At 34.2% G+C, this 25,775-nt stretch carries 20 protein-coding genes; 2 read left to right on the top strand and 18 right to left on the bottom strand.

What is annotated here, in order from left to right; genetic code table 11:
• Window positions 1–2: 2 nt before the first annotated feature.
• Complete coding sequence (locus JWG40_RS08370; protein ID WP_205285385.1) at window positions 3–1,472, bottom strand: acyltransferase family protein; 1,470 nt, start codon at window positions 1,470–1,472, stop codon at window positions 3–5.
• 111 nt (window positions 1,473–1,583) lie between these two features.
• Here JWG40_RS08370 and JWG40_RS08365 point away from each other — a divergent pair, with 111 nt between their 5' ends.
• Window positions 1,584–3,161, top strand: coding sequence for an LA_3751/LA_3752 family putative glycosyltransferase (locus JWG40_RS08365; protein WP_205285384.1), 1,578 nt, complete (start codon window positions 1,584–1,586; stop codon window positions 3,159–3,161).
• Between the two features lie 11 nt (window positions 3,162–3,172).
• Window positions 3,173–4,672 carry an LA_3751/LA_3752 family putative glycosyltransferase gene (locus tag JWG40_RS08360; protein ID WP_205285383.1) on the top strand — a complete coding sequence of 500 codons (1,500 nt, stop codon included), beginning with the start codon at window positions 3,173–3,175 and terminating at the stop codon, window positions 4,670–4,672.
• Here JWG40_RS08360 and JWG40_RS08355 read toward each other — a convergent pair.
• From JWG40_RS08355 to JWG40_RS08275, 17 genes are all read right to left on the bottom strand, one after another.
• Window positions 4,669–5,682: a glycosyltransferase family 2 protein gene (locus JWG40_RS08355; protein WP_205285382.1), complete on the bottom strand. Its 1,014-nt coding sequence runs from the start codon at window positions 5,680–5,682 to the stop codon at window positions 4,669–4,671. The two genes, JWG40_RS08360 and JWG40_RS08355, sit on opposite strands and share 4 nt — an antisense overlap.
• Before the next feature lie 112 nt (window positions 5,683–5,794).
• On the bottom strand, window positions 5,795–6,994 hold the full coding sequence (locus tag JWG40_RS08350; RefSeq protein WP_205285381.1) for an acyltransferase family protein: 1,200 nt from the start codon (window positions 6,992–6,994) through the stop codon (window positions 5,795–5,797).
• Entirely contained in the window at window positions 6,991–8,397 is a 1,407-nt protein-coding gene (locus tag JWG40_RS08345) for a glycosyltransferase family 39 protein (protein ID WP_332470436.1), read from the bottom strand. Before JWG40_RS08345 ends, JWG40_RS08350 begins: the two co-directional genes overlap by 4 nt.
• Complete coding sequence (locus JWG40_RS08340) at window positions 8,394–10,010, bottom strand: LA_3751/LA_3752 family putative glycosyltransferase (RefSeq protein ID WP_232369268.1); 1,617 nt, start codon at window positions 10,008–10,010, stop codon at window positions 8,394–8,396. Before JWG40_RS08340 ends, JWG40_RS08345 begins: the two co-directional genes overlap by 4 nt.
• Entirely contained in the window at window positions 10,007–11,539 is a 1,533-nt protein-coding gene (locus JWG40_RS08335; protein ID WP_205285379.1) for an LA_3751/LA_3752 family putative glycosyltransferase, read from the bottom strand. The genes JWG40_RS08340 and JWG40_RS08335 overlap by 4 nt, the downstream gene beginning before the upstream one ends.
• A gap of 1 nt (window position 11,540) precedes the next feature.
• A complete protein-coding gene (locus tag JWG40_RS08330; protein WP_205285378.1) occupies window positions 11,541–12,680 on the bottom strand; it encodes a glycosyltransferase family 2 protein in 1,140 nt (379 codons plus the stop codon).
• Window positions 12,677–14,611, bottom strand: coding sequence for an O-antigen ligase family protein (locus JWG40_RS08325; RefSeq protein ID WP_205285377.1), 1,935 nt, complete (start codon window positions 14,609–14,611; stop codon window positions 12,677–12,679). The genes JWG40_RS08330 and JWG40_RS08325 overlap by 4 nt, the downstream gene beginning before the upstream one ends.
• Window positions 14,612–14,615: 4 nt before the next feature.
• Window positions 14,616–15,410: a glycosyltransferase family 2 protein gene (locus JWG40_RS08320; RefSeq protein WP_205285376.1), complete on the bottom strand. Its 795-nt coding sequence runs from the start codon at window positions 15,408–15,410 to the stop codon at window positions 14,616–14,618.
• A 74-nt stretch (window positions 15,411–15,484) separates the two neighbouring features.
• Window positions 15,485–16,246 carry a glycosyltransferase family 2 protein gene (locus tag JWG40_RS08315; protein WP_205285375.1) on the bottom strand — a complete coding sequence of 254 codons (762 nt, stop codon included), beginning with the start codon at window positions 16,244–16,246 and terminating at the stop codon, window positions 15,485–15,487.
• A 55-nt stretch (window positions 16,247–16,301) separates the two neighbouring features.
• Window positions 16,302–17,426 (bottom strand): UDP-galactopyranose mutase, encoded by a 1,125-nt coding sequence (gene glf, locus JWG40_RS08310; protein WP_205285374.1) that lies wholly within the window; start codon window positions 17,424–17,426, stop codon window positions 16,302–16,304.
• Window positions 17,423–18,352, bottom strand: a complete 930-nt coding sequence (locus JWG40_RS08305; protein WP_205285373.1) for a glycosyltransferase family 2 protein — start codon at window positions 18,350–18,352, stop codon at window positions 17,423–17,425. Before JWG40_RS08305 ends, glf begins: the two co-directional genes overlap by 4 nt.
• Window positions 18,349–19,551, bottom strand: a complete 1,203-nt coding sequence (locus tag JWG40_RS08300; protein ID WP_205285372.1) for a glycosyltransferase family 4 protein — start codon at window positions 19,549–19,551, stop codon at window positions 18,349–18,351. Before JWG40_RS08300 ends, JWG40_RS08305 begins: the two co-directional genes overlap by 4 nt.
• Window positions 19,552–19,555: 4 nt before the next feature.
• The gene (locus JWG40_RS08295; protein ID WP_332470431.1) at window positions 19,556–20,884 is read right to left on the bottom strand and encodes a glycosyltransferase family 4 protein; all 1,329 of its coding nucleotides are present in this window, start codon (window positions 20,882–20,884) and stop codon (window positions 19,556–19,558) included.
• Window positions 20,885–21,058: 174 nt separating this feature from the next.
• Window positions 21,059–21,973 (bottom strand): glycosyltransferase family 2 protein, encoded by a 915-nt coding sequence (locus JWG40_RS08290; RefSeq protein WP_205285371.1) that lies wholly within the window; start codon window positions 21,971–21,973, stop codon window positions 21,059–21,061.
• Between the two features lie 12 nt (window positions 21,974–21,985).
• A complete protein-coding gene (locus tag JWG40_RS08285; RefSeq protein WP_232369267.1) occupies window positions 21,986–23,206 on the bottom strand; it encodes a hypothetical protein in 1,221 nt (406 codons plus the stop codon).
• Between the two features lie 159 nt (window positions 23,207–23,365).
• Window positions 23,366–24,406, bottom strand: a complete 1,041-nt coding sequence (locus tag JWG40_RS08280) for an alginate O-acetyltransferase AlgX-related protein (RefSeq protein ID WP_205285369.1) — start codon at window positions 24,404–24,406, stop codon at window positions 23,366–23,368.
• Complete coding sequence (locus tag JWG40_RS08275) at window positions 24,406–25,761, bottom strand: MBOAT family O-acyltransferase (RefSeq protein WP_205285368.1); 1,356 nt, start codon at window positions 25,759–25,761, stop codon at window positions 24,406–24,408. Before JWG40_RS08275 ends, JWG40_RS08280 begins: the two co-directional genes overlap by 1 nt.
• Between the last annotated feature and the right edge of the window lie 14 nt (window positions 25,762–25,775).

The following is a 25,775-nucleotide window of genomic DNA, read 5'->3' as shown; positions in this document are numbered from 1 at the left end:
ATTTACTCTTGGAAGCGACTTAAATAGTAATAGAAGAATAGTTTTCTATTGATAAATAAACTGACTGCATTGATTAAAATAGGGAGTGCCAAACAAATCCAAACAACAAGGGTAGCTACGTTACCCTCTGGGATAAAATCTACAACTATCATTTGTTTAATAATTATATACGGAAAAAAAGAAACAATTGTTAAAAGCAGAGAGACCAAAACCCTCTCGCCTGCATTACCTTTTACATAATAAAAAGTATTTGTGGAAATATCAAACCGAGCTTGCGACCATTCTCGAATCTTTAAAAAAGGTTTCTCAATAATCCAATAACTCAAAAGGGCAATGATAACAGAAACGAATAAACTGATAAAAGATGCTTTAAACAATCGATTTACATCATTGTTCTCGATGATTTTATGATCTAATACCATCAACAGAACCGTTGTATTCACTAACATGTGAACCAAATAAATTCCATAACTCAATTTCCCAATGAATACCAAGATTGGGTTTGCCAAAAACCAAGAAATTTTAGAAAAAAATCCGCCGATCGCCCCAAATACAATAACAAAGGCAAAAAAGGAATAAAAACTAATCCGATATACAATAAAAAAAAGCTTAGCATTTGAAAATTCCAATGAAGCTACATAAAAAAACATAAGTATCGAAACAATGAAAACTATGTAGAAAATCGTCTTTTCCCCGGAATTTTTACATGAGATTTTATTAGCCTTCCAAAGTTCCATTAGCAAAATGCCATAAACAAAAGGTTCAAAGTGTGTGTGAATGGGATGAAATACTTTTTGAACGTAGACATCAAAAATATCCATCGGACTATTGAAATAATAATAGTAGCGGATGAGTATCGGTAAACCCAAAAGGAAAATTAAAAAGCTAATTTTTTGATTCCGATTTTTCAGAACTCTTGTATAAAATAAAAAAACAATCGGCATAGCTAAATAAAACTGCTCCTCCATAGAAAGAGACCAGCCATGTACCAAAATACGTTTCGGAAAATAATTGGAGAGATAAGAAAAATCAGTCCACCAATATGATAACTTTAGTTTTAAATCAAGAAGCCCATAGGTAAATGCATTAGCTTCCCCTAAACCTTGACTTTTCTTTAAAATTCCCGCCATGATGAGAATCGTAATAGATAAAAGCACATAAAAAGCAGGGAAAATACGTAGAGACCTTTTAACTACAAAACTTTTCCAACTTTCAAAAAAACTAGATTTCTCTAACTCCTTCGTAAATGAAGTGGACAATAAAAATGCACTGATCACAAAAAAGAGACACATTAAAAATTCCAAGTTTTGTATGTTATGAAGATAGCCAGCGTATCCCTTTGGAAGGAAATCGATAGAAAATACGAAACAATGAAACAGGATTACTAGATAACAGCCGATAGCCCGTATTCCATAAAGATTGTTAATTTCCTTTGAATTTTTCTTAAAGATCTCTAAAAAATATTCTTTCATATTAGTGCGATATTGGCATATTGTTATGAGAAATCCTTAGAAGGCAACCGATATTTACTATCGATGGTTCACATTTGTAGAGATGACTCTCACTAGGGAATACTGTAATTAATGAAACACCAAAACAGAAAAAGCAACATAGGAAAATTAACCTTATTCTTCCTTTCTTTTATTGCTATCATTTATTCGATTGAATACACTCAGCCACAATTCTCTCTTTTTCAAGATAGCCACGATAAAGCAGTACAAACTTTTTCTCTATGGGAAAATCGCTTTCAAACAGATAATCTCTATTATCCGGCAAAAAATTTTGATCCAAAGTTAGAATTCTTTCATTTACCAACAAACTTACATGTTATTCATGACGGTAAACTACTTAGTGCTTTTCCCGTTCAATTTGCACTGCTCATGGCACCACTCTTAAGTTTGATTCCCTTACACTTTCTCCCCTACACTTCTATATTCTTTTTATTCTTAGGTCTTTGGATTCTTAGAAAATTTTACGGTTTTTCAATGTTCTTACTTTGGGTATCGTATTTCACAACATTTCTTTGGCCCCTTAGTTGGGAGTATTCAGAGCTTCCAGCTGTCTTCGCACTTACTACATTTGGACTTCTACCCTTCCTAAGAGAGAATCGAGTAAAACTGATGGAAGCCTTATCTGGAATATCACTAGGTTGGGTTATGATTGTACGTTTAGAAACCATTGTTTTCTTTGGAATATTCTTTATATTCCATTTCTATTATTTTTCGAAATCCAAAAGACAATTTGCTCTAGTTTCATACTTAAAAACTTACAAATTATTCTTAACTGCATTTATTCTCTTTATAGTTACCAATCTTTATCTCAACTACGTTACGAGTGGCCATATATTAGGAACTAGATTCTTAGCTAATTCCAATGGCTTTTCTGCTGGATTTGAACAGAGACTACAATGGCTAAAAAGCCTACTTTTCTTTTCTGATCAAAAAATTGGGTTTTTTGGATACATTCCATTGGCACTGCTACTCTTCACAGTCTATTGGATTCGTTTCAATAAGATCTCAAATAGGAAAAAAGCTTTGCTCTTTGCTTCCTCAGGAATGTTAATAATAATACCTTGGATTGCACCTAATGACGGATTCAATAACTGGGGTCCTCGCTTTTATACAATTGTTATCACAGCATATTTAATATTACTCAAACCATACTTTTCCTATTTCTACCATAAGAAGAAAAAGTTTTTTTTTCTCTTTCTATTTACTTTTGGAATCTTTAGTTTTTCCCTCGGAGTTATCGGTGCCAAAATCCAAAAATCAAAGACAAACCTATCAAAAAAATCCGCTACAATTCTTGCGGAAATTCAACCCGATATTTTAGTTTACCAAGATTATTTAAACCTTTACACCTGTGGCACTTTTTACTTTAACCATACGGTTGTTATTGCAAATAACATGGATTCGATAACAAGACTATTAGAGAATGCATCTCATACCAATACGCACAAGAGCATAGCTTTTATCACTTGGAACCCCATTCTAATATCCAAAGAATTAAAAGAAGCCATTAATGAAAACAAACGTAAGAGTGGTTATCCACTTGCGGACTGGGATGAAGCTTTATTAGAATCAAATATGAAAAAGTATGTAACCGAGTTCCAAATACTTGATAAACAGAATTATCGAATTTGGACTGGAAAATTCAAATAAAAAGGATTACTATGAACTCAACAAAACAGACACTCTTAATTATTGCGGCGGCAAGTTTGTTCCTTCTTGCGCAAACTTATGCCTCTGTCTCTTCAGGATCTGTTTCGGATTCACTTACGAAAGCGATCCAAATCGAATCCGCTAAGTCAGAAAATTCGAAATGGATTTATCCTGCAGAAAATTTGGATCCAGAAAAAAAGTTTAACCCAACTTTATTCGTTATCAAAAACAAAAGAGGTGAATTTCAATCTGTCTTTTCTGAAACTTTCGCAAAAATTTACTCAACCCTATTTTATCTTGTCCCAATTGAATTTGTTCCTTATTTCAATATCGTATTCCTTATTCTAGGAATGTTATCATTAACCTTTATTGGGCAAATACCGATTCTTGTATGTATACTTATAACCTATGGAAGTGTTTTATTCTCCCAAAGTTTAGATTTATCTGAAGTGCCTTTGTTGTTTTTTTTGATCTCAATTAGTTATTCTATTTGGGCTATCGGTATAAAAAAGAATCATCCAAATAAAATATACCTAGGACTTTTACTGCTTTTATTCGGATGTTTCCTACGACTAGAAATCATTCTACTAGGAGGACTTATTTTCGTATATAGTGCTTTCTATTTTTACCAACAGAAATCAATCAAAGGGGAACTCTACCTAGTTGCAAGCTTCTGCGCATCAATTTTTATCTTCTTTTCTATTAATTACATTAATGAAGGTCATATTTTTGGATTACGTTATCTTTACAACTTTGATCCCGACAACCAGTTAACTTTCGTAATGCGACTAAAGAACATGTTAAACATCTCTTTTACATCGATTCATGCACTTGATATAAAAATAGGATTTTTCCTATATTCGCCTTTCTTTCTTTATCTAATCTACTTCGGATTCAAAAGCCGATCCTTCGAAACCTCGAATCCATCGTTTGCCCATTTATTCATATTAATTGTATACCCAATTTTAGTTGGTATAACAGCACCAAATGACGGGATTACAATTACCGGAAGGTATGCGTTAGCCGCTATTTTTCCAGGAATGTTTTTGCTTTCAGATCATTGGAATCAAATCAGAGGAAAAAAAATATTCTGGTTACTAGTGTTTGCCTCATTAACCTTGAGTTTTTTTGTATTAAAGGTATTAAAACAAAGCAATAAAATGATTCGCAAAACAAACTCAATACTTGAACCTTTAAAAACCGATTTGTGGATCTTTTACGATCAAAATATTAGCGGAGTTGCTGGTCTTCATTTATTAAAACAACCTAGCTTAGCTGTTACAGAGATCAATTGGAGGAAGGATTTACATACTTTGACTTCACGTATTAAGGCTGAGAAAATCCGTAACATTGTGGTTTTTGATTTTTCAGAATCTAGTATAGTCAAATACAAGAGACCTCTGGAACTCCAGTCTGATGATTTTCAAAAACTTTGGAAAAACGAAGATTTCCTTTGCAGCGAAACAATAAATGTTGATTTCATTTCTTACAGAAAATGTAACTTGCTTTAACTTTTCTTAGATCTTAATTCTGATTTTGAAAGAACATCTTTGCCTTTGACAAACTCTACAACATATAAGGGTCGTCCTTTTGACTCTTCAAAGATACGCGCGATGTATTCTCCCAAAATCCCAATAGAAATCAATATAGATCCACCTATTAAACAAATAAGCGTAACGATCGTGGCCCATCCTGGATTGTACACAATTGGCATTTGCAGGATAAAGTGTTGGAAAGCGCGAAAGAGCGCATAGACTCCGACCGCAAATCCAATGATAGCAACAATGATTCCAAGAGCCAAACTAAACCTTAATGGCAATGGAGAAAATGAAACAGCGGCATTCATTGCCAATTTTAACATCTTTCTTAATGGATACTTAGTTTCTCCTGCCACTCGAGGATCACGATTGTAATATACGGGAGTTTGGGGAAAACCAATCCAAGCATTCATTCCTCTAAGAAATCTGTGATTTTCACGCAAACCATTTAAGGCATTCAAACATCGTCTAGAGATTAGACGAAAATCTCCTGAATCTAAAGGAAGATCCTTATGAACTAAGATTTTCATAATACGATAGAAAGCCCATGCCGTTATTTTTTTGAAAAAAGATTCACCAGATCGAACAAGCCTTTGCCCATAAACTACATCGTAACCATCTCTATACTTTGTAAGCATTTCTAAAATTACTTCAGGAGGATCCTGTAAATCTGCATCCATGATTACAACTGCATCCCCTTTTGCATAATCCATACCTGCAGTAACAGCAATCTGATGACCAAAATTACGAGAGAGGCTTACTACTCGAATTCGTGAATCTTCTTTCGACCAGGACACTAATTGAAATATTGTTTCATCAGTACTACCATCATTCACAAAAACAATTTCCGTTTTTATGGCTAGCTTATCTAAAAGCTCAATTAACCTTTCTTTCAAAAATGGTAGAGCAGATTCTTCATTATAACATGGAATGACAATAGATAATAAATTAGGGTTTTTTCTTTTTTCTAAATAGTATTTCATAAAACTTCCAGTTTATTTAACTCACAATTAGTATAATACGATTCCCATAAACGAAAACGAGACCATTGGATTAAACCATCCAAAAAGAAAGGATAAGCTAAAAAAGCAATTATCACTGAACTTTAACAGGAACCACTAACCTTTCTTTCCATTTTAAAAATGGCAATTCAATCAGCAAATACGCAATCCATGAAATTAAAAAGGTACTAAAAATAACCCATAATATGGCAATGAATGCAGAATACAGATTAGGCTCGCGAATTACCAATGGAGTTACTTTTTTGGCAACTAGAGGAATAACAATAATATGCCAAAGATATGCAGTATAACCTAATCTTGCAAAAGGACGAAATAAGGAGAGGCTAAAAAATCTACGAACGAATCTGTTAAAGAAAGAGATATACATCAAAATTCCAAATCCAATAGAGACCAGTGTCGGACGAAATACAATAGCAAAGGCACTTCCTGAATCAATTTGGTGCATCCAAATAATCAAAATCCCAGAAATAATCAAAAGGAACCAAAACAAGATTTGTTTTCCTGGGATTTTTATCTGGTTCCATGGAAATCTATGATAAAATTCATAAACTAACATACCGAAAAGTATTGAGTCAAACCGACAATATAACATGTAAACTGCGTCCATATTTGGAGCAGGAAATGAGACAGAAAAACGAATCAACAAAGCCAGACAAAACCCAAAGATATAAAAACAAAGTCTCTTAGAAAAATCGATCTTGAAAAAGAAGAAAATGCAAAAAAAAGGTAAGAGCATATAAAAATGCTCCTCAATTGAAAGAGACCATCCACCATTATAGACAACTGGTACGTGCAACAGGTCAGTCAAATAAAGCGCATCCACCCATACATTTGATAACCCGACTTTAATCTCTTCAAACATGGCAATCGCATTAGGATCTTGAATCAATAGCGGATTAAATTTAGCTAATTGGTAACTTTTAAAAATATATAAAATGATTAATGCAAAATAGAATGCAGGAAAAATACGAAGACTACGTTTTATAAAAAAATTTGAAATACTAACGGATCCCTTAGCCTCATATTCTCTTCTGAGTCCTCCATAAATTAAAAAGCCGCTCAACAAAAAGAAAAAGTCCACTCCAGATGAAAGAGAACCAAGGAATAAATTTATCCATTCAGGTGAATTTTGAACTATCGGTTTTACAGTCACCCAAACATGAAAAGTAACGACAGATAAAATGGAAATAGCTCTAATCCCATTTAAGTTTTCAAACTCAAAATCTTTCTTAACAAAAATAGAACTTATATACTTTAATGCTGTTTGTATCACTTTGTTTTACTGTACTCCTCTACCGTGAATCCATAAAATACGGACTCCCGAACCTTCTTTAGACCAGAATTTGACGGAATTCCGATCCCACTATCATCCAAGAATCGTCTTACAAAGCATACTTTCTGTTGGGTAATCTCTAAACTAGGTTTTAACATTACAGGCTGAAATTCAAGATGATGATTCCATCCTAAATATAAACCAAGAAACTCTGGATAAGCATTTAGCAAAACCAGTCCAGGCTCGCAATTTTTACTAACGAATTCAGCTGTTCCTCTCCAATCTTCTTTAAAAACAAAATAAAAATTCTTTTTAAAATCCACCAAAGAAAAGGCCGTCAAAAGAATTAAACACCCAATGGAAAACCATCTTCTTAAAGAGAACTTCAAATGATCTGCAGCAAAATAATACACAAGAGGAAGAGTAATGATCCAATTCCGATTCGTAACGATTGGTTTGTATAACGAAAACAAACTCGTTGAAAGGAGAATAAAAATAGCGACCAATATCATGGTTCCAGAAGACGAAAATGACCCTCTCACTACATCTTTGTTTGAATTTCGGAACTCTCTAAAAATCCAAATCAAAAAAACAATAATGGGAATGATAACGGTCAAAAATAAAAACTTTTTGGATGTATAAAAAAAGAGAGAATAGTAAGCAAGATACAAAACAAGACCAGGTGGGTCAATCCAACTAGCAGTTGCTATTTTAGTCCCTTTTGACAGTTGGTATACAAAAGGAAGAAATGCTAAAAGACTAATCAAACCGAGAAAAAAAACAGAGAAAACCTCTTTTTCATTTTTTACAAGAAAACGCAGCCAAAAAATAAAATATAAGCTCCCTACAAAAATAAAGCCAAACAAATGAACATAAGAAATTAAAACAGAGGTGATAAGTAAACTAATCCAACGAAAACTTTTATAATTTTCCTTTTCTAAATTAACGAACAAAACGAGGATGATGGAAGACAAACACAATAAAAGGGAGTAAGATCTAACTTCTTGTGCATAGTAAATGGCTCCTGGAGAGAGCGAAATAAAAAATAAAAAGAGAAAACGTTTTGATTTTTCCCAAGATTTTGTTAAAAACCAAAGGATACATAAATTAGAAACAGAAATGAATACCGGGAATAACCTTACTGAAAATTCAGAAAATTTCGGCAAAATCCGAATCCAATAGGTAAGTAAAATTTGAAACAAAGGAGGATGTGGGTCTTCTTCAAGATAAGACCAAAAATCAGACCAGTTAGAAAGAGAAGACGCGTATACTGAATATAATTCATCACTCCATAGGCTTTGACGATCCAATTGATAAAACCGAAGGAAAACTCCGATACACAAAGAAACTAAAATTCCTATCTCGTAACGATACTCACCTAATCTAAAAAAACGTTCTTTCACTTTCTCTCCCAAACCATAAACCGAAATCCCGCTATTTCCTCGTCCGATTTCTTTTTATAAAACTTTGATTCTATTTCATATTTAGTATCAACCCATTCGTTATAAAAAACCTCTGTTACGTTTGCATCCTTAGGTGGCTTAAAATCATAGACAAATACCTGAAACACATCGACTCCTGAATTGAAAAACTTGGATTCCAGGTCATTGAATTCAGATTGTTTGTTTACGATCCAATGTGGTTTTTTCAGAAATGAATCAGAAATTAATAATAAATCAAATGTGCTTAGGTGAACCACTGGTGCATTCGGTTGGTTTTCTAACTTTTCCTGGAATATATCGTGGTATCTTTTAACAAAATCCAAGGTTTTAAAATTCTTTCTAACATGATAAAATCCGAACCCAAGTTGCAAAAATACCATGAAAAGGATGATTTGAAATTGTTTTTTGTTTGTGACGGTCTTAAGTAATGAAATTGCAAAAATACAAAATAGAAGATAGGAAAATTCTGTAAAACGCATACCTAAGTACAATCCTCCCGAAGAATAGGGACTAAGAAGAACAACACCGAAAAAAGAGGATAAAGCAACACTAATCAATAGTTTTTGTAGTTGGTTGAGTTTAATCTTAAAAATTACGTAACCAAAGAGAAGTATAATGGGAGTACAATAAAACAAAAAACCAACACGATTGGTATCTCCTAGAAAAAATTCAGAAATCAAATGAATTCGATCTGGTATTTGCAATCTAGAAAAATCATTAAAACTAACCTTACTCCTTACACCCAAAACTTCTTGGAATTCATGATAATTATAATAGCCGAGTAACACTAAAGCAAGAGCGAAGCCACATACAAAAGGTAGATATCTTTTTACAAAAGATACAAAATGCTTTCGGTTAAAATAAATGACTGCCAAACCGAGAAAACCAATGTAAATCACGGCTTCTGAACGTAAGAAAATAGAAACACCACCAAAAAAACCGCAAGTGAATGTTGACCAAAAAGAAAGTGGTGGTTTGTCACTTTCCAAACGAAAAACTGCGTAAAAAAAGAAAAGAAGTAGGATTTGCGATGGGATACTTTCGGAAAACTCAATAGCACTGGAGATTCCATATCCGACCAAATACAAAATACCAGCCAAGGCCAAATATTCAAATTTTTCTATATCAAAAATAGATCGTATAAATAGAACGACCGCATAACTTAAGAGTAAATAAAGAATAAGAATGATCCCATTGTAAAAACGATAAGGAATCGGAAGTAAAGAAAAACCTTGTGCAAAAAAACTAGGATACTGAAATACGCAGGTTTTTTCCCCACTCATCGTCGTTGTAAAATAAGTCCAGGGGTAACGAAACGGATAAAATCGGTATCCTTCGTCAAAATCTTTGTACTTAGAGTAACATTGGTGAGAATGAATTCCTCTTTCTTTGTATTCTATTGTTTGGTAGAGTTTAATTTGAGAGTCGGATTGTATCAGTGGACTGAGACCACTATCCCAACCTATTCTCTTGTAAAATAAATAACCTATACATAACAGTAATGCAAGAAGGATGATCTTTCTACTTGTCATCGATGATTGTATTTTTGAGATCCAATGCGGGTTAGTCTTCATCGTTTCTTTTCCAAAAGAAAACCCTTAAAGTGAGCCAAAGAATGCTCTGACTGAATTTTGAAATTCTCTGGTTTTAAAGTAAAATTGATATCAAACTTTTCTTTCCAAATTCTTTCGGGAAATTCTTCGTTTACCAACTGGTTTCCTTCCCATTGCAAAAACAGAACTCTCTTTTTCTCTTCCCCTAAAACTTTTTCCACTTTTATCCAATCCTCGTTTGAATAAACAGCTACTTGGGGATATTGAATATAACTATAACCAACAAGATAAGATAAAGAAAGACCTCTTTGGACAATTAAATCTGGCTGTAGGGCATTTATTTCGTTCATCACCTGGTGGTATAACTTGGCAGAGGATGACCATTGTTTGATAGCTCTTGAATCTGATTTGTATGAAAAATAAAGAAATGGAAGTAAAATAATTAAAAAAGAAATTGCTGAAACTTTTTTTCCCAGAGAAAGAAAACTACCGGCCATTAAAAGGTACACTCCACTCTCATAGTATCGCATTCCAAATATATCGACACCCGCTCGGTAAGGAGACAAAATTGGTAAAATTAAAACAAAAAGTAATCCAGAAAGTAAGAGAGGAAATAACTGGGATTTCCTTTCCCACCAAACAGCAATTAGGCCTAAAAATAAAATGGGATACCCTTTGAAAATCCCAATCTTAAATTCATTTCCCCAAAGATCGGCGACCCATTCCTGAAAAAGATGTCTCGGGATTCCTCCTGATTCCATGTCGTTCACCGTGTTCAATCCTCTCATTCCAAGAAAATGTCCATAAACCTGATGGTTCCACAGAAAAAAGACGGCTTGTAATCCGAAGGAAAGAATAATATAAGGAAGAAGATTTTTTGTCAGTTTCCACTGGTCCTTTCCTAAAACGAAAGCCAGAGCGAGGAAAAAAATCAGGGCAATGTTAGACTCAGGTCGCAATTGAAAATTAAAAACAATGGCTACCGCAAGAAGAATTCCATACCTAAATTGTTTTTCTCTTTGGAATTCAAGAAAAGATAAGATGGCGGAAAGAAAAAAGAAATTAGTTAAGGTAAGTTCAGAATAATCTAAAGATGATAGAAATACGGGAGTTAAACATTGGATAAAAATAACAGAGATAAGAAGAAATATCCCCCTCTTTTCATATTTACTTAATATCCTATCTAGAAGAATGAAATTCAAAAAGAAAAATAAGATTGGAATGTAAGTAATCCACCTCTTAGAGGAGATGGTAACAAAGAGCTTTTGAATCCAGGTAAAAAGCACTGGGTATTGGAATACACAATTTCCGTTCTTTAAAAAAAATGCCCAAGGGTACCCAAAAGGAACCATCGAAATCTCAAATCCCAATTCTTTCGCTGGGAAATAACATTCTTCAGCACTTCCACCATCTAAGCTATGAATTACCTGGTAGTATTTGATCTCTGGATCACTAGATACAAATACGGTATTCTCATTCCACTTCCACCTATAAAAGGTCGGAATCAAAAGAACGAGAATATAGATACCAAGCCTTTTCGAAAAACCCATTTTAATCCCGCTTAATGATATGTGCAGTAACTGCTTGGAGACCAAAAATAAGCAATGTCAAACTCAAGTTAGTTGCGGCAATAAATTCACGTTCGAAATTAATAAACACAAACCCAGATTTTTGCCATTGGATAAAAATCCATACAAACGCTAAAATGATGATTCCCAAACCACTCAAAAGAACAAAAAACAAACGATCCTCTTCCATAGCCAGAATCGATTGATAAATACGACTGATTCGGGGTTGTTTCGTTGCAATAAGAAGTCCTGTCCCCCAAAGGCTTAAACCGAGAATTGACAGGAAGGAAAAAAACACCATGGAGTGGATTCCATAAAGATTCATACCTCCAATGGCGATTACCTTCCCAACAAAAAGGCCAATCATCGATTGTATCCAAAAGAATAAAAACAAAGTAAGTCCCACTCTTTCAAATAAATGGGGACCATAAAATAAAATACGAAGTAAATGCCGCATTCCATCACGCCATGTTTTTAGATGAGGAATTCTGCCTTCCTTGTCTGGATACAAAGAGACAGGAACATGTTCCATTTTTGATTCATGAATCAAGGCCTTGATCAATAATTCAGACGCAAACTCCATTCCCTTACTTTTGATATCCCACGACAAATATTTGTCCTTACGGAAACATCGAAATCCAGAGTTACTGTCGCGAATCTTAAACTTTTTTGAATATAGCAAATTAATAATCCAATTAATTACAGGTGTTCCCAAGTAACGGTGCAAAAAAGGCATCGCTCCTTTATGAATTTCACCATCTAACCGGGAACCGATTACCATATCAAAATCGCCCGCGACCAATTTGCGAATTAAAGCTGGTGATTCTAAAAAATCATAGGTATCATCGGCATCTGCGAAAACGATAATTTCTCCTTTGGCGTTTCTGATTCCCGAATCAAGAGCAGCTCCATAACCACGCTCCTTCGCAGGCATCACTCTCACGCCAAACTTCTTTGCAATCGCAATAGAACGATCCGTACTACCATTATCGGAAACTAAAATCTCAATTTCCATTTCTTTGGAATGATCTTTTTTTACTTTCACCAACTTTTCTAAAACGTAAGGGAGAGTCTTTTCTTCATTCAAACATGGAATTACAAAACTAACAGAAGGTTTTTTCATAAAGACTCTCGTTTATAAATTTCAAATGGATCATATAATGACATAAAATAGATAAATAGGTTTTTGTATTCTGGTAAAAGATTCTGGGAACTTTGAAACTGAATTAGTTTTGAATAACAAATGGCAGGCAAAACTTCTTCCCCAAAACAATTTGTAATCAGCTTAGCTTGTGTATCAACCGACCGATCCGCTGCTAAATTCAGAAAGAAGTATTTACTTCCCAGAAAACGATATTCCAAAGACGAACGCCTTTGCATAGGTTCTTCAGGATTTTTTACAAGAGACTCTTTTGGTAAATAGAACTCAAAACTATGTGGGGTTACATATTTATTATACTTTAGAGTGAAGTGATCTACCAATGAAAACCGAAAACAAACAATCGCTAAAAAACAAACTAAAAAAACGAATATTGTCTGTTTCCCTATCACAGAGAAACCTTCGATTCTCTTTTCAGAAGGCCATTTGAAAAGGCCCAAAATTCCAACGAGCAGAAATAGATTGGAAATTTCTAAACTATTAAAATCATAAAGTTCATGGATTCCCCAAACAAACAATAAACAACTTAATGCTAAATTGGCCTTCAATACGGGAATGATAGATTTTCGATTTTTTAGAATTAGGTTTCCAATCCAAATAAGGATCAGAAGGGAACCGAAAACCCCGAAGGATCCAAAAGCTTGGACATAAAGGTTATGAGCCAAAGGGAAACTATTGAAGTTGATGATATAATCTCTGATATAAAAAGCGCTGCTAGAATCAGGAATTTCAGAGAAACTAAAAGGAATCTTATTTTCGGGAAACATTCCAAAGCCAAAAAGCGGATGAGCTTGGATCGTTGACAGAATGTAAAAACTCCAAATCGAGATGCGAACAGCGCTCGATCCCAAACTAAATATAGATTTCTCAGACTTAATTAGGAAATAAACACCAACAAGAAGGAGAACAATTAAAATGAAAGTGGCGTAATATTTATTCTTTGGTGATTGGATGAAAAGAAATAATAAAACTGCAAAAACCAAAAATGACAAAATTGAATTTCTGGAAATCGTGATCCCAAGAAACATTAATGAAGAGACAATAGCCACAATGATAAGTAACTTTTGCCATTGTGATTGTTTAGGTTCGAACCAGAATACTACAGCTAAACCAGCAATCAATAGTGCATTCGATGCGAGTAAACTAACAGGGATTAGAAACACATCCTCATGGTATGATGTTATATGAAAGTTTGGATCATCTGCAATTTTCCAAAGGATAAAAATTGAATTTAGAACAAAAAATAAGATACAGGTCTTTAGAAAAAATAGTAACTTTTGTCTGTCCCAAATACTAATCAAATGATAAAACAAAAAGGCCTCTAGAATAAGGACTCCTCTTTGTAATGCAAAATCATCCCACCAGTCGCGACCTACGAGCAAAAGAATCGCAATTAATGGAATATAGAATGTGGAAATTTTTGGTTTTGATGAAAACTGAAGGTTACGAGCTCCCATTGCTAGTGCAATGGCAATCGGAACAGAAGGATAAGCCATAAAATTGATAAAAGAAATGGCAGGAACGATCGCAAGAAATGGACCGATAATAGAAAAATTATTTTCTGAAAGTTTGCGAAAGGATAAAACGATGAATAGAAGCCAAACTATTGATACTAGTTTGATTCCTAACTTTTGTGGTAGGACTTGGATAGGATCATATTCTGCTATTTTTATAAAAACAAAACATGTTAGTAGAGTGGTGAGAAATAAAGACCAATATTGGCGCTTTTCTTTTAAAAAGGATCGCCAATGAAAGGCAGAATAGATAATAAAAACAAATAAACCTAAACCAATTAAATCAATTCGAAAGTTCTTTTGGTTAGTATGAGATTGTAGTAAAAAACCCAATCCCAGTACAAGAAACAAATCCAATAGAATTGGTAAAAACCTGAACATAGGTTTATAGCCAGTTAGCAGTTTTAGGAATGTACTTTTCCGGGAGTGATTTTGTAAAAAAGTCCCGTTTGTTTGCGATCAAATTGAAGTAAATGATGTGTCTAAGTGCTGCCACCCCATCCTTCCAAGTAATCTTTTTTCCTTCTAGATAATTTCTAGGATAATAGGAAATTGGGAATTCTTGTACACGCACTTTAAGACGAGCGACTTTTGCTGTAATTTCTGGTTCAAATCCAAATCGTTTAGATTCTAAAGAAATATTTTTTACAATTTCGGCACGAAATACTTTGTAACAAGTTTCCATATCGGTTAAGTACAATCCACTTAAAAAATTAGAAAGGATAGTAAGTATCCGATTGATGAGATAATGGAAAGTTCGATGCACTTGCCTTCCATCTTTTTTAAACCGAGAACCAAAAACGACATCTGCCTTCCCATTCGCAATGGGTTCAATGAGCATAAAAATCTCATCCATGTCATACTCAAAATCCGCATCCTGAACAAGGATAATATCCCCCGTGGCTTCCGCAATGCCACGATGAAGAGCGGCTCCCTTGCCTTGGTTTTTTTCCTGAGCAAGAATTTTATGCTCAGAACGAAAACGGTAGTTTCGTAAAATTTCTAGTGATTTGTCTCTTGAGGCATCGTCAATGAAAACGAGCTCTTTTCGAGTGGGTAATTGGAGGGCATCGACCTTCTCTAAAAACTCCCCTAAATGGGAAGATTCGTTATAGATAGGGATGATAAGGGAGGTTTTGTTTGCCTTCCCGGAACTTCCGAGGTTACGTCTAGCGACCATAGTTTATATCTAGGAATACTAGGAGTAAAGGGAAGTCAAGCGGCAAAAAAAGAGTTGGGTGTGTGGTTCTTGAATTATTTATTTCTGTACTTACGTAGCCCCATAATTCCATGAATTATGGTCAGGGCAAAGGCATAAAGAAAGGAAAGTTTTTCTCGATTTTTTAACATTCTAAAATGAGCCAACATCACTTTTTTCTTGTTAGATGTTGCGGCCCCTCTCCTCACTCGGTAACGAGCTAAAATCTCGGAATTGGCAAAAGCAATCTTTCCTTCCCTCAGAATATCGAGCCATAAAGCATAATCATCCCGTAGACTTTTTAACGAAGGATCGAAGTATTTTTTTCCGACACTGGGGATATGGTAAATCGCAGTCAGTAGACCAACGCGGTTATAATGTAACAAATCACGATAGGAGTATTCCTTCGATTTTACAAGAAATGGGGCACAAAATTCAAATCCATTTTCATCAATAATTCGATAAGAAGCGAAGGAAAAAGGCGATTTAGTTTTTTCCATAAAGGGAATCATTTTTTCTAAAAAATCAGATTCCCAAAGGTCATCTGCATCTAAAAAAGCAATATATTCCCCTTTTGCTAATTGGATCCCCGTATTACGGGTATCAGCTGAACCAGAGTTTTTTTCTTTTTGAATGAACTGAATTCTTTTGTCGCCTGCAGCAATTTTTTTGGCAAGGGATGCTGTTTCATCCTTCGAACAATCATCAACAAGTAACAACTCCCAATCTTTGAAATTTTGGTTTAGCAAAGATTGAACAGATTCCTCCAAATAGGAAACTGCATTATAGGCAGGCATGATTACAGAAACTTTAGGCATTAAGACAACTTCAAAATCCAGAATTCCATATCTAAGGGAAAAAGGAAAGCCGGAATTAGCCCCTTACTTGTTCGCTAATAAATTTTTCTGCACAATCAAGAGCTTCCTCTATAATATGGTGCATGTCCAAATATCGGTAAGTTGCCAATCGCCCAAGAAATGTAACATTAGATAAGCGAGAGACTTCTACCTCATATGCCTGTAACATTTTCATATCTCCATCCAATCGTTTTGGATAATAGGGAATATCGTCTTCTTCGGTTTCTTTACTATACTCTTCAAAATAAATAGTTTGGGGATGAGATTCCCAAGGAGTAAAGTGTTTGTGTTCATGGACACGTGTGTAAGGAGTTGATTCATCAGCGTAATTGATTACAGGATTTCCTTGGTAGTCACCTTCTGTTCGGTATTCTTTAAAGAAAACAGTTCGATACCCTAATCTGCCATGACGAAAAGAAAAATAAGCATCAATGGGACCTGTATAAAAAATATGATCAAAACCTGAAACAGAATCTGCCTCACCGAGAAAACGTTTTCCCAAATGAATTTGGATATTCGGATGATCGAACATCTTTTGAATTACAGCAGAATAACCATCTTCTGGAATTCCCTGATAGTTATCATTGTAATAGTTGTCATCGTAACTGAAGCGAACTGGAAGGCGTTTCAAGATTGAAGCAGGCAAATTCTTTGGCTCTGTTCCCCATTGTTTTTTTGTGTATCCGTAAAAAAAAGCCTGGTATAATTCTTCACCTACAAATTTTTTTGCTTGGTCTTCAAAACTTTTTGGATCCTCGATAGAAGAATCTCCTTTAGACTGGATCCACTCCCTTGCTTCTTTGGGCGAAAATGCTTTATCAAAAAATTGATTGATCGTATGTAGATTGATAGGCATGGAATATACCTTTCCCTTATAAACTGATTTCACTCGGTTTACAAACGGACGAAATGTCCCAAAAGAATTGATGTAGCTCCAAACCTTTTCGTTACTTGTGTGAAATATATGAGGGCCGTATTTATGAACCATTACATTGGTTTTTAGATCACGTTCGGTATGACAATTGCCTCCGATATGCTTTCTCTCATCCATCACTTCGATTAAGTAATTCCCAGTTTTTGCTAGAGTATTGGCAACGACGGCACCTGAAAAACCTGCGCCTACAATCAGTATTTTTTTCATAAAACTCGATTTGGTAATATTTTTAAAATTTGAAAAACAGCTTTTCTGAGAATAGAACGAACTAAATTACGCGTTAAATGGAGAAGCTTGAAAAAATGCGGTGTTTCTTCCCAACTATACTTTGTCCCAAAATACAAAACTAATTGTAATAACTGCGACTCAGTCCATCTAAAGGAAATTAGTCTATCCATAAAGGATTTTGAAGGAATTTTACCCTCATGAAATACAAATCGGCACTCCCTAGCAAATTCGATATCCGAGTTGAGAAACTTTGCCATAATTTTTTCCAACTCGCTTACTCCGCGACTTACATTCTTAGTGGAAATACCACCTAACGAATAGTGTACGATAGGTTCAGAAACCACTCCTCCCCTATACCCAGATTTGATTACCCGAAACATAAAATCTACATCTGCCGAATATTTATACTGCAAATCAAAACCACCTAAGCGAAGATAGGCAGATTTTTTACAAAGATAGGCTTGGTGGTTGGAAGGATTTCCGACAAAAAAATCGAAATCCGTTAAGGTTTTTGGTCTCCAAACTTTTAGTCCAAAGAACATACTTGCAAAACCACAAACATAATCATAGTTCCCTTGTCTGGCTAAGTTTACTAATTTTTCTAAAGCGTGATCATTTAAAAAATAGTCGTCGGCATTGAGAAAAAGTATCCATTTCCCCTTTGCTAATTTTAAAGACCGATTCATCGCATCATAAACACCAGAATCTTTACCCGAAAAAAATCTGATTTCATTCTCTAGGTTTTTTAATTTTTCTACAGTTCTATCTGTACTCAACCCATCCCAGACAAGAACTTCAAAATCTACATTCTTTTGAATTAAAGCAGAATTTATTGTCCTTAGGATTGTCTCTTCTGCATTGCGAACCACTGTAATGATTGATACTAAAGGCTGATTTTGTTTCATTGCTGATGACTCAGTGATTGGTAAATCTGAATATGTTCATCAGTACACTGATTCCATGAGAACTTTTTTTTACGAATATATCCATTTTCTATGAGTTCTTTTCTTTTTGTATCGGAATTGAGTAACGCTAAAAGTTTTGTTTGTAAATCAAAATGATCCTTTGGATCAAAATACATGGCCGCATTTCCTGCCACTTCGCGGAAAACTTCAATTGAACTACAAAGGACAGGACAACCAACAGACATTGCCTCAAGGAGAGGAATTCCGAAACCTTCATACAAAGAAGGATAGACAAAAACCTTTGCTTTTCGATAAAAATTTGCTAAAATACTTTCAGACTCAAAATTTACCTGATGAACCACGGCTTCTAATCCAAGTCTTGAGATCCATTGTTTTTCTCTTCTTCGAAACTTTCCACCACCCGCGCAAACCAATTGTAAATCTTTCTTTTGTGCAATGAGAGCGAATGCATCCAAAAGAACCTTGAAATTCTTATAGTCGGAACGATTTCCAACAAACAAAATATAATTGGCAAAGGGAACGGAAGTTTCCGGCTCGGCACTCAAATCCCCTGCTAAATAGATTATCGAAATCTTATCTTTAGAAATCGCCGGATACAGTTTGATTAAATCTTTTTTTGTAGTTTCAGAAATACAAATGATATGGTCTGCCGCTTCGCATAAACTCTTTCGGTTCTTTAAAATGAAATTATTCAATCCATAATATTCCGGGAAAAGTTCATGCACACAATCATAGACAGTAATCACCATTTTTGTTTTACTTTTTCTCAAATGCGAAAGGTAATAATTCTGGAAGTAAGTGGGATGAAATACCGTAAAATCGTGATTGGATAAAGCATTATTTACTTTTGCATTGAATTTTAAAATACTTCGATTTAAGCTTTTTTTTAAAATCCCACTTTCTCGTTTTATAAGAAACTCCGGATTCGATAATCGCAAGAACTTGAAAGTGGATAGAATCCAAAAATAGAGAGTTGCCAAAGAGAAAAAAGGAGGTCTGTTCACTCGTAATTTAGTTTCAGGATCAAGAAGGATACCCTTCGTATATTCCTCTATGGACACTGATGTATCAAATTCGATTTTTTTCTCTTTTAATCTTCGGATTACTTCAGAAAAAATTTTCGAAATCCCGCCATATCGATTTTGAAAGAAAATTTGATGATCAATTAAAACTTTCATAGGGCTATATTAAATAAGCTTCTTTGGTAAACTTCGCTGTTTTTTCCCATGTAAATGATTCGGACCTTTTAAGCGCAGACGATGATAAAGACTTTCTAAGTTCTGCTTCATTTAGGAGCTTCTCCATTCCTGTTTTGATAGAGTTTAAATCATAAGGATCCACATACAAACCGGCATCACCTACAACCTCAGGTAAAGAGGAAGCGTTGGAAACTAAAACAGGGACTCCGCAGCACATGGCTTCTAAAGGTGGCAATCCAAACCCTTCATAAAAAGAAAGGTAAACAAAAAATTTGGCTCCTGAATAAAGGGAAGCCAAACTTTCATCGGAAACAAAGCCAAGAAAGACTATTTTCTCTTTCAATAAATCAGAATATCCAGATAAAATCTCTTCAAGATTTTCTCCCCAACCTCTCCCACCTAATAACACTAATTTAAGATTTGGGTTTGATTCCAAATTACTTAGCTGAAGAAAGGCATGGATCGTAGCCTTTAGATTTTTTCTCGGTTCCAGGGTCGCCACACTGAGGATATATTCACCAGGCTTTAGATCAAATAATCGCAAATCGGTATCCAACTTTTGTTTAGAACTAACTTGATAAAAATGTTTGGCTGGGGCTAAGGGGGTAACAAACACTTGGTGCTCGGATAAACCAATGCCTGCTTCAAGAAGGTCTCTTTTGCTATGTTCGGATATAGTGATGACTTTTGTGTCAGGATTGAGATCCCGAACCAATTTCCAAACCACATGATCTTGATTACCAATAAAAAACTTAGGGTGAAGGATAGAGATTAAATCGTAAATGGTAATGACTTTTCGAATTTTCGAGTTTTGTATAAATTCTGGAATTGGTAGAAACGTACTATGAAAGATAAAAGAATCAGTTAAATATTTACGTGGAACTGGATAAAAATAGGAAGTTAAACCAAATATAGAAAGAATTCGTTTAACAAAGATACTATGAAAGAATAGGAGAATCTTCGAGAGTCGCGGATAGCCTTTTATATCAAAAAGTCCGTAGGTCCAAAGATAAATCTGAAACAACTTATCCTTAAATTTTGATGGATTTTGGGGAACTAAAAGGCGATCCTCTGAAATTTCAATATTTTCTTTTTTTAGGTAAACGTTTAGATCTTTAATGTTTCCATGGATGGATGTCAGATATAAATTAATTTCAGGATCTTTAAGAAACTGAAAAAACAAATTTTCGATGACTCGAAAGATTCCTGTTTTTGCCTTATTACTTCGGATCGACCACGCAAGGACTGAAATATCAAAGATAAGATTCAAAAGCTTTATACTCTCTCTCATCTGATGGGATATCGAATTCACTTACCGAATACTCGATTCCCAATAAATCTACTAGAAGAAAACTTTTCTGAATATGTTCATTAAAACAAATTGCAGTTTTCACAATACCCTTCTCTAAAGAAAAAATTTGGATCATTTTTTCACCATAGGGTAGCCAAACATTTTTTTTGATATAGTCTATGTTTTTCATAATCACTAACGATAAATAATCCAAAGAATCAGAGAATGAATGCGGATCATTAACTTCAAAAGAAGGCTCCCCTTCCACCTGGGAAACAAATCAGACAATCGATAATATGAATAATGGTAGAGCCAATGTCTTGATGTTTTTCCTATAACTCGTTTCTGCATCTTAACAATCTCTCGATGCACTTTTAGGTTTTGGCTTGTTTTTGTGTTTTCGTGAATTCTAGTACAAGCGAGGATCTCCCTTAAAAATTGAAACGGAAAATTCTTTGCAATTCGCAACCAATATTCATAGTCCATACAATAACCAAGACTTTCATTTAAGAAACCTACCGAGGTTAATACCTCTTTCTTCAGAAAAACTGTTGGTTGGCAGATAATACAGTAATCAATCAAACGATCCATAGAATATGGTTCGATGGGATAAAATTCAATCAAACGATCTTCTTTGTCTATATGTAAGCCAATTCCATAAAGCCCCATTAGATCGGACTCAGACAATACCTTATAAGCTTTTTCTAAAGCTTTGGGTAAATATACGTCATCGGAATTGAGCCAAGCAATCACAGAACCTACGGCCAGCTTCCAACCTTTATTAATGGCATGTGTTTGCCCATTGTCCTTTTCTGACACCCAACGAAAACTAATCCCAAGACAGTTCGTAGAATGTTTATTTCCTGGTGGAATTTTTTTATATACCAGGTCATCGTTTCTATAAACTTCTTCAGCTTCAGAAATCAATAGATCGTATTTTTGGATTACCTGCAAAGTATTATCTCGAGAGCCGCCATCAGTAATGATGTAATCGAGCAAAAAATCACCTTCTTGAGTAATAACAGAATTGATAGTTCTTTCGATAAACTCTCCCTGCTGAAAAGAAGGTGTTACTATTGAAATAATCTTAATGTTGTCCGTCTGATTCATAACCTGGATCCGTTAATCAAAAGGATAAAACTGAGGCCGATTCCAATCCCAGACTCGTTCAGGCGTATCATTTACGTCAGTACCACGAATATTCCAAAGCTGTGTGTTTTTCGAAAATACAGCAGAAGATTGAACTATCAATGAAACAGTAACTAAAAGGAGGAAAAAACCCAAAAACAAATTATTGGAACTATACCTCTTGTAAACAACGCAAATAATTATCGCGAAAAACGGCATTACATCAGTCATAAATCGAGGTCCAACTGAATGACCTCCCCACCAATGCGGAAAAGTTGAAATTGCAATTATGTGCAAAAAAATAATCAGTTGAGTTAAAACAAACAGGGAACGGTCTTTATTAAGCACAAAAATAATCAAAATAGAAAATAACAAAAAGGGAGACCAAATAATCAAACCCCTATTAGGGCTGAAAATATTTCCTATAAACGCAGTTTTAAACAATTCCCAATCAAAGCTTAATCTATTTGAGCGGTAATAAGGAGGTAAAATATCATTAAATATTAAAATATTTAAAAAAACAAAAAGCGACATCGTAAATATTATAGATATAACAAACTTCCACCTTTGATTTGGAAACTTAAACCATACAAAGCACGATAACAAAGCAAATGGAATTATGTTAGTAGGCCTAATCATATATGAAAAACATAATAAAAAACCAAGCAAAGGGATAAATCGAGGTTTTTCTTTAATGGAATAGAGCAAAATGAACAAAGACAAGGATAATATCAGCACACTACCTGAATGTTGCCATAATGCCCTGCTCCCCGTCGTAAATAGCGGAGTGCACAACCCCATAACAACCATTAAGAAAGCCGATTGTTTTTTAGACAAATAATAGCAAAACAACTTATACAGAAAAAAAAGACTCAAAATTACAAGCACAGAAGCATAAAGTTTTTCGAAATGTCGATGATAGTGAAAAATGAAAGAATCATCCACCGCGAGTTTGGAAATCCCAACAAATGGAATTACTAAAAAGCTCATTCCATAGGGAAAAAAATTAAAGTAATGGCCATTAATTTGAATGGCCGAATAAGAATCTACTAAGCCATACGCCTTGTATTCATCTAGATCCATATTAAAATCATCAAGGATGCTCAAACTAGTCGGAACCACCCAATATGAATCCAAAGTTCCCATTGGCCGTGATAAAAAATAAACCAGGGCTACAAAAAGAATACCGAGGGTAAAAGCAGAATGTTTTTTCATTAATTCGTACATAAGAATAACCAAATATATAAAATCTTAAAATAATAACCGCGATGCGGAAAAGATAAAATAATATCTTACTTAAAAATCAGAAAAAACACTTTTAGCATATCAAAAAGATACCTTTTCTTCGGTAACTAAACCAGATTCATCACTAATTTATAGATGACCATGCACCCTTTGATCATAATTACCAATATGTCTTTCAAGGGTTATAAATAACAAGATGTCTGGTTTTGCTTTCATTAATTTATCAAATTTAACCGGGCCCTCATTTTGAACAAAATTCAAAGTATCCACCTGGTGAAATTGATACTTAAAATATTCGATCATCGGATAAAAGTATGAGTCATGAATGATCATAATCTTTAATCCATTTTTTTGCATCAGAAAATTTTGCTTAGGAATATAAAGGTATTCATCGTCTTTAAAATAGCGAGAAAGAGAAAGAAACTCAGAAATATCGCGACCGCTTGTACCAACCTTAAGCAATGTAAATTGCGTCTCATCCAGAGAACGAACTCTAGGATTGTCCAAAGCCATCCTAGTTAAAATTTTATTAGCTGCAATAAAGGCCGCTAAATTATTCCAATGAGTATCAGTTTTATAATAAACGTTATGAGTTTTTTTTCTAGCGACTAATTCTTCATGAAAAAACAAAGTATCGCTCGAAGATTTACTAAACTCATTAAAAATCCTAAAGTATTTGTCTCTATTGATAGTTGAGTTATCTGCTTCAAACAGATACTCAGGATAAATATTAAATTTTTCTGGAACAATCGCAGAGTAGAATTTTATATTATTTTCATTACATAAGTTATGAATTTTTTCTAATCCATTTTTATATTGTAAAAACTCGTTTTTATCAAATGAGTAATCTCTCCCGCTTGCACCTTTCCCGAGAAATATAAAAAGCCACTCATCTTTACCCTGTACTACACCACGTTTCGGCGTTGAATGAAGAAAAAACCACAAAAAGTAATTATACTTTTCAATAATCCAATTTCGGGCAGGGAATTTCTTCTCGAAAGATTCTTCGATTAATCCAAATTTCTCTTTTAAATCCGCATTTAGTATTTGATCGAAAGAAATCTCATTTCTTTTCTCTGAAGACGGGATATCTCCTATAAGTTTAAGGAATAAGTTTAAACTTGGAATCAGGAGTAACAAGAGGATAAGATTAATTATCGATTTCTTCATCAAAACCTAAAGTAGATAAAAGGATTATAATTATTTGCTATAAGAAAAATTATAGAAATTAAAAAAACAGAAACTGCAAAAAGACGAGAGGTCACAATATTTTCAGAAAGTTTTTTCAAAAAAGACCATTCAAAACCAAATAATATTGCTAATAGTATCCCAAGCGTCCATCGAATATCAAATATTGAGATGGCTTCGGACATACCAAAGCCATTTTTTCCGAACATAGCAGCTAAGCAGTTGAAAGAATCATTAATGTCTTCGATCCGAAAGAAAACCCAGCCGATATTAATAATGGTAAAATTTAATAGAAACCTAAGAAAATTTGGTAAAATTGTAACAACATCCTGATACTTCGTCCTTTCCAGGACTAGGAAAAAACCATGATATAATCCCCAAATTAAAAAATTCCAACTGGCTCCATGCCAAAAGCCACAACAAATAAATACTACTATCAAATTTAGATTCTGCCTAGTAAAACCCACTCGATTTCCACCAAGCGGAATATACAGATAGTCCCGAAACCAGGCGGAAAGAGAAATATGCCATCTTCGCCAAAAATCTTGAACACTAAGGGAGGAGTAAGGGAAATTAAAATTTTTAGGAAAAGTTAATCCAAAAATTCGACCTAGTCCAATCGCCATATCTGAATAACCCGAAAAATCAAAATATATTTGAAAAGAATATGATAAGATCGCAAACCAAGTGACAATAGATCCAAATGAATTCGTGTGACCTGATAGAACTTCATCAACATAAATCCCAAGGGTGTTAGCAATGATTACTTTTTTTGCAAGACCAATTGAAAACAATTGTAAGCCTGAAATTGTTTCTTCGTAACTACTCCGTAACCGAGATAATGAATGCAGAACCTCACTGTAACGTACAATTGGCCCAGCAATAAGTTGAGGGAAAAATGAAATATAGAAAGAGAACCTCAGGAAATTGCGGTCAGCGTAAATATCCTTTCTATAGATATCAACCAAATACGAAATTCCCTGAAAGGTAAAAAAGGAAATTCCCAAAGGTAAATGTATTCCGGGAAAACTTCTATTTAAAAAATTTGATACAAAGAAATTTGAATATTTGAAATAAATAATAAGTAAAAGGTTTGCGATAATTCCAAGACCTAGGACAAATTTTTTTCTTTTGGAAAATTCAACTAGTAACCCAAATGCAAAGTTTAAAGCTATTGAAGCAATAATAACAAATACAAAGATTTGTTCGCCCCAATAATAAAAAAAGATGCTCGCTAAAAGCAACAATGAAAGTTTATATTCCTGCTTTACAATTGAAAACAAGATAAAAACGATCGGAAAAAAAATAAAAATAAAGAAAACTGTACTAAATATCATTTTAACTCAAGAAT

The sequence above is a fragment of the Leptospira abararensis genome, assembly GCF_016918735.1.
In the GTDB taxonomy this organism is placed as follows: domain Bacteria; phylum Spirochaetota; class Leptospiria; order Leptospirales; family Leptospiraceae; genus Leptospira_A; species Leptospira_A abararensis.
Note: the sequence above shows the minus strand (reverse complement) of the source record. Positions and strands in the feature narration are given on the sequence as shown.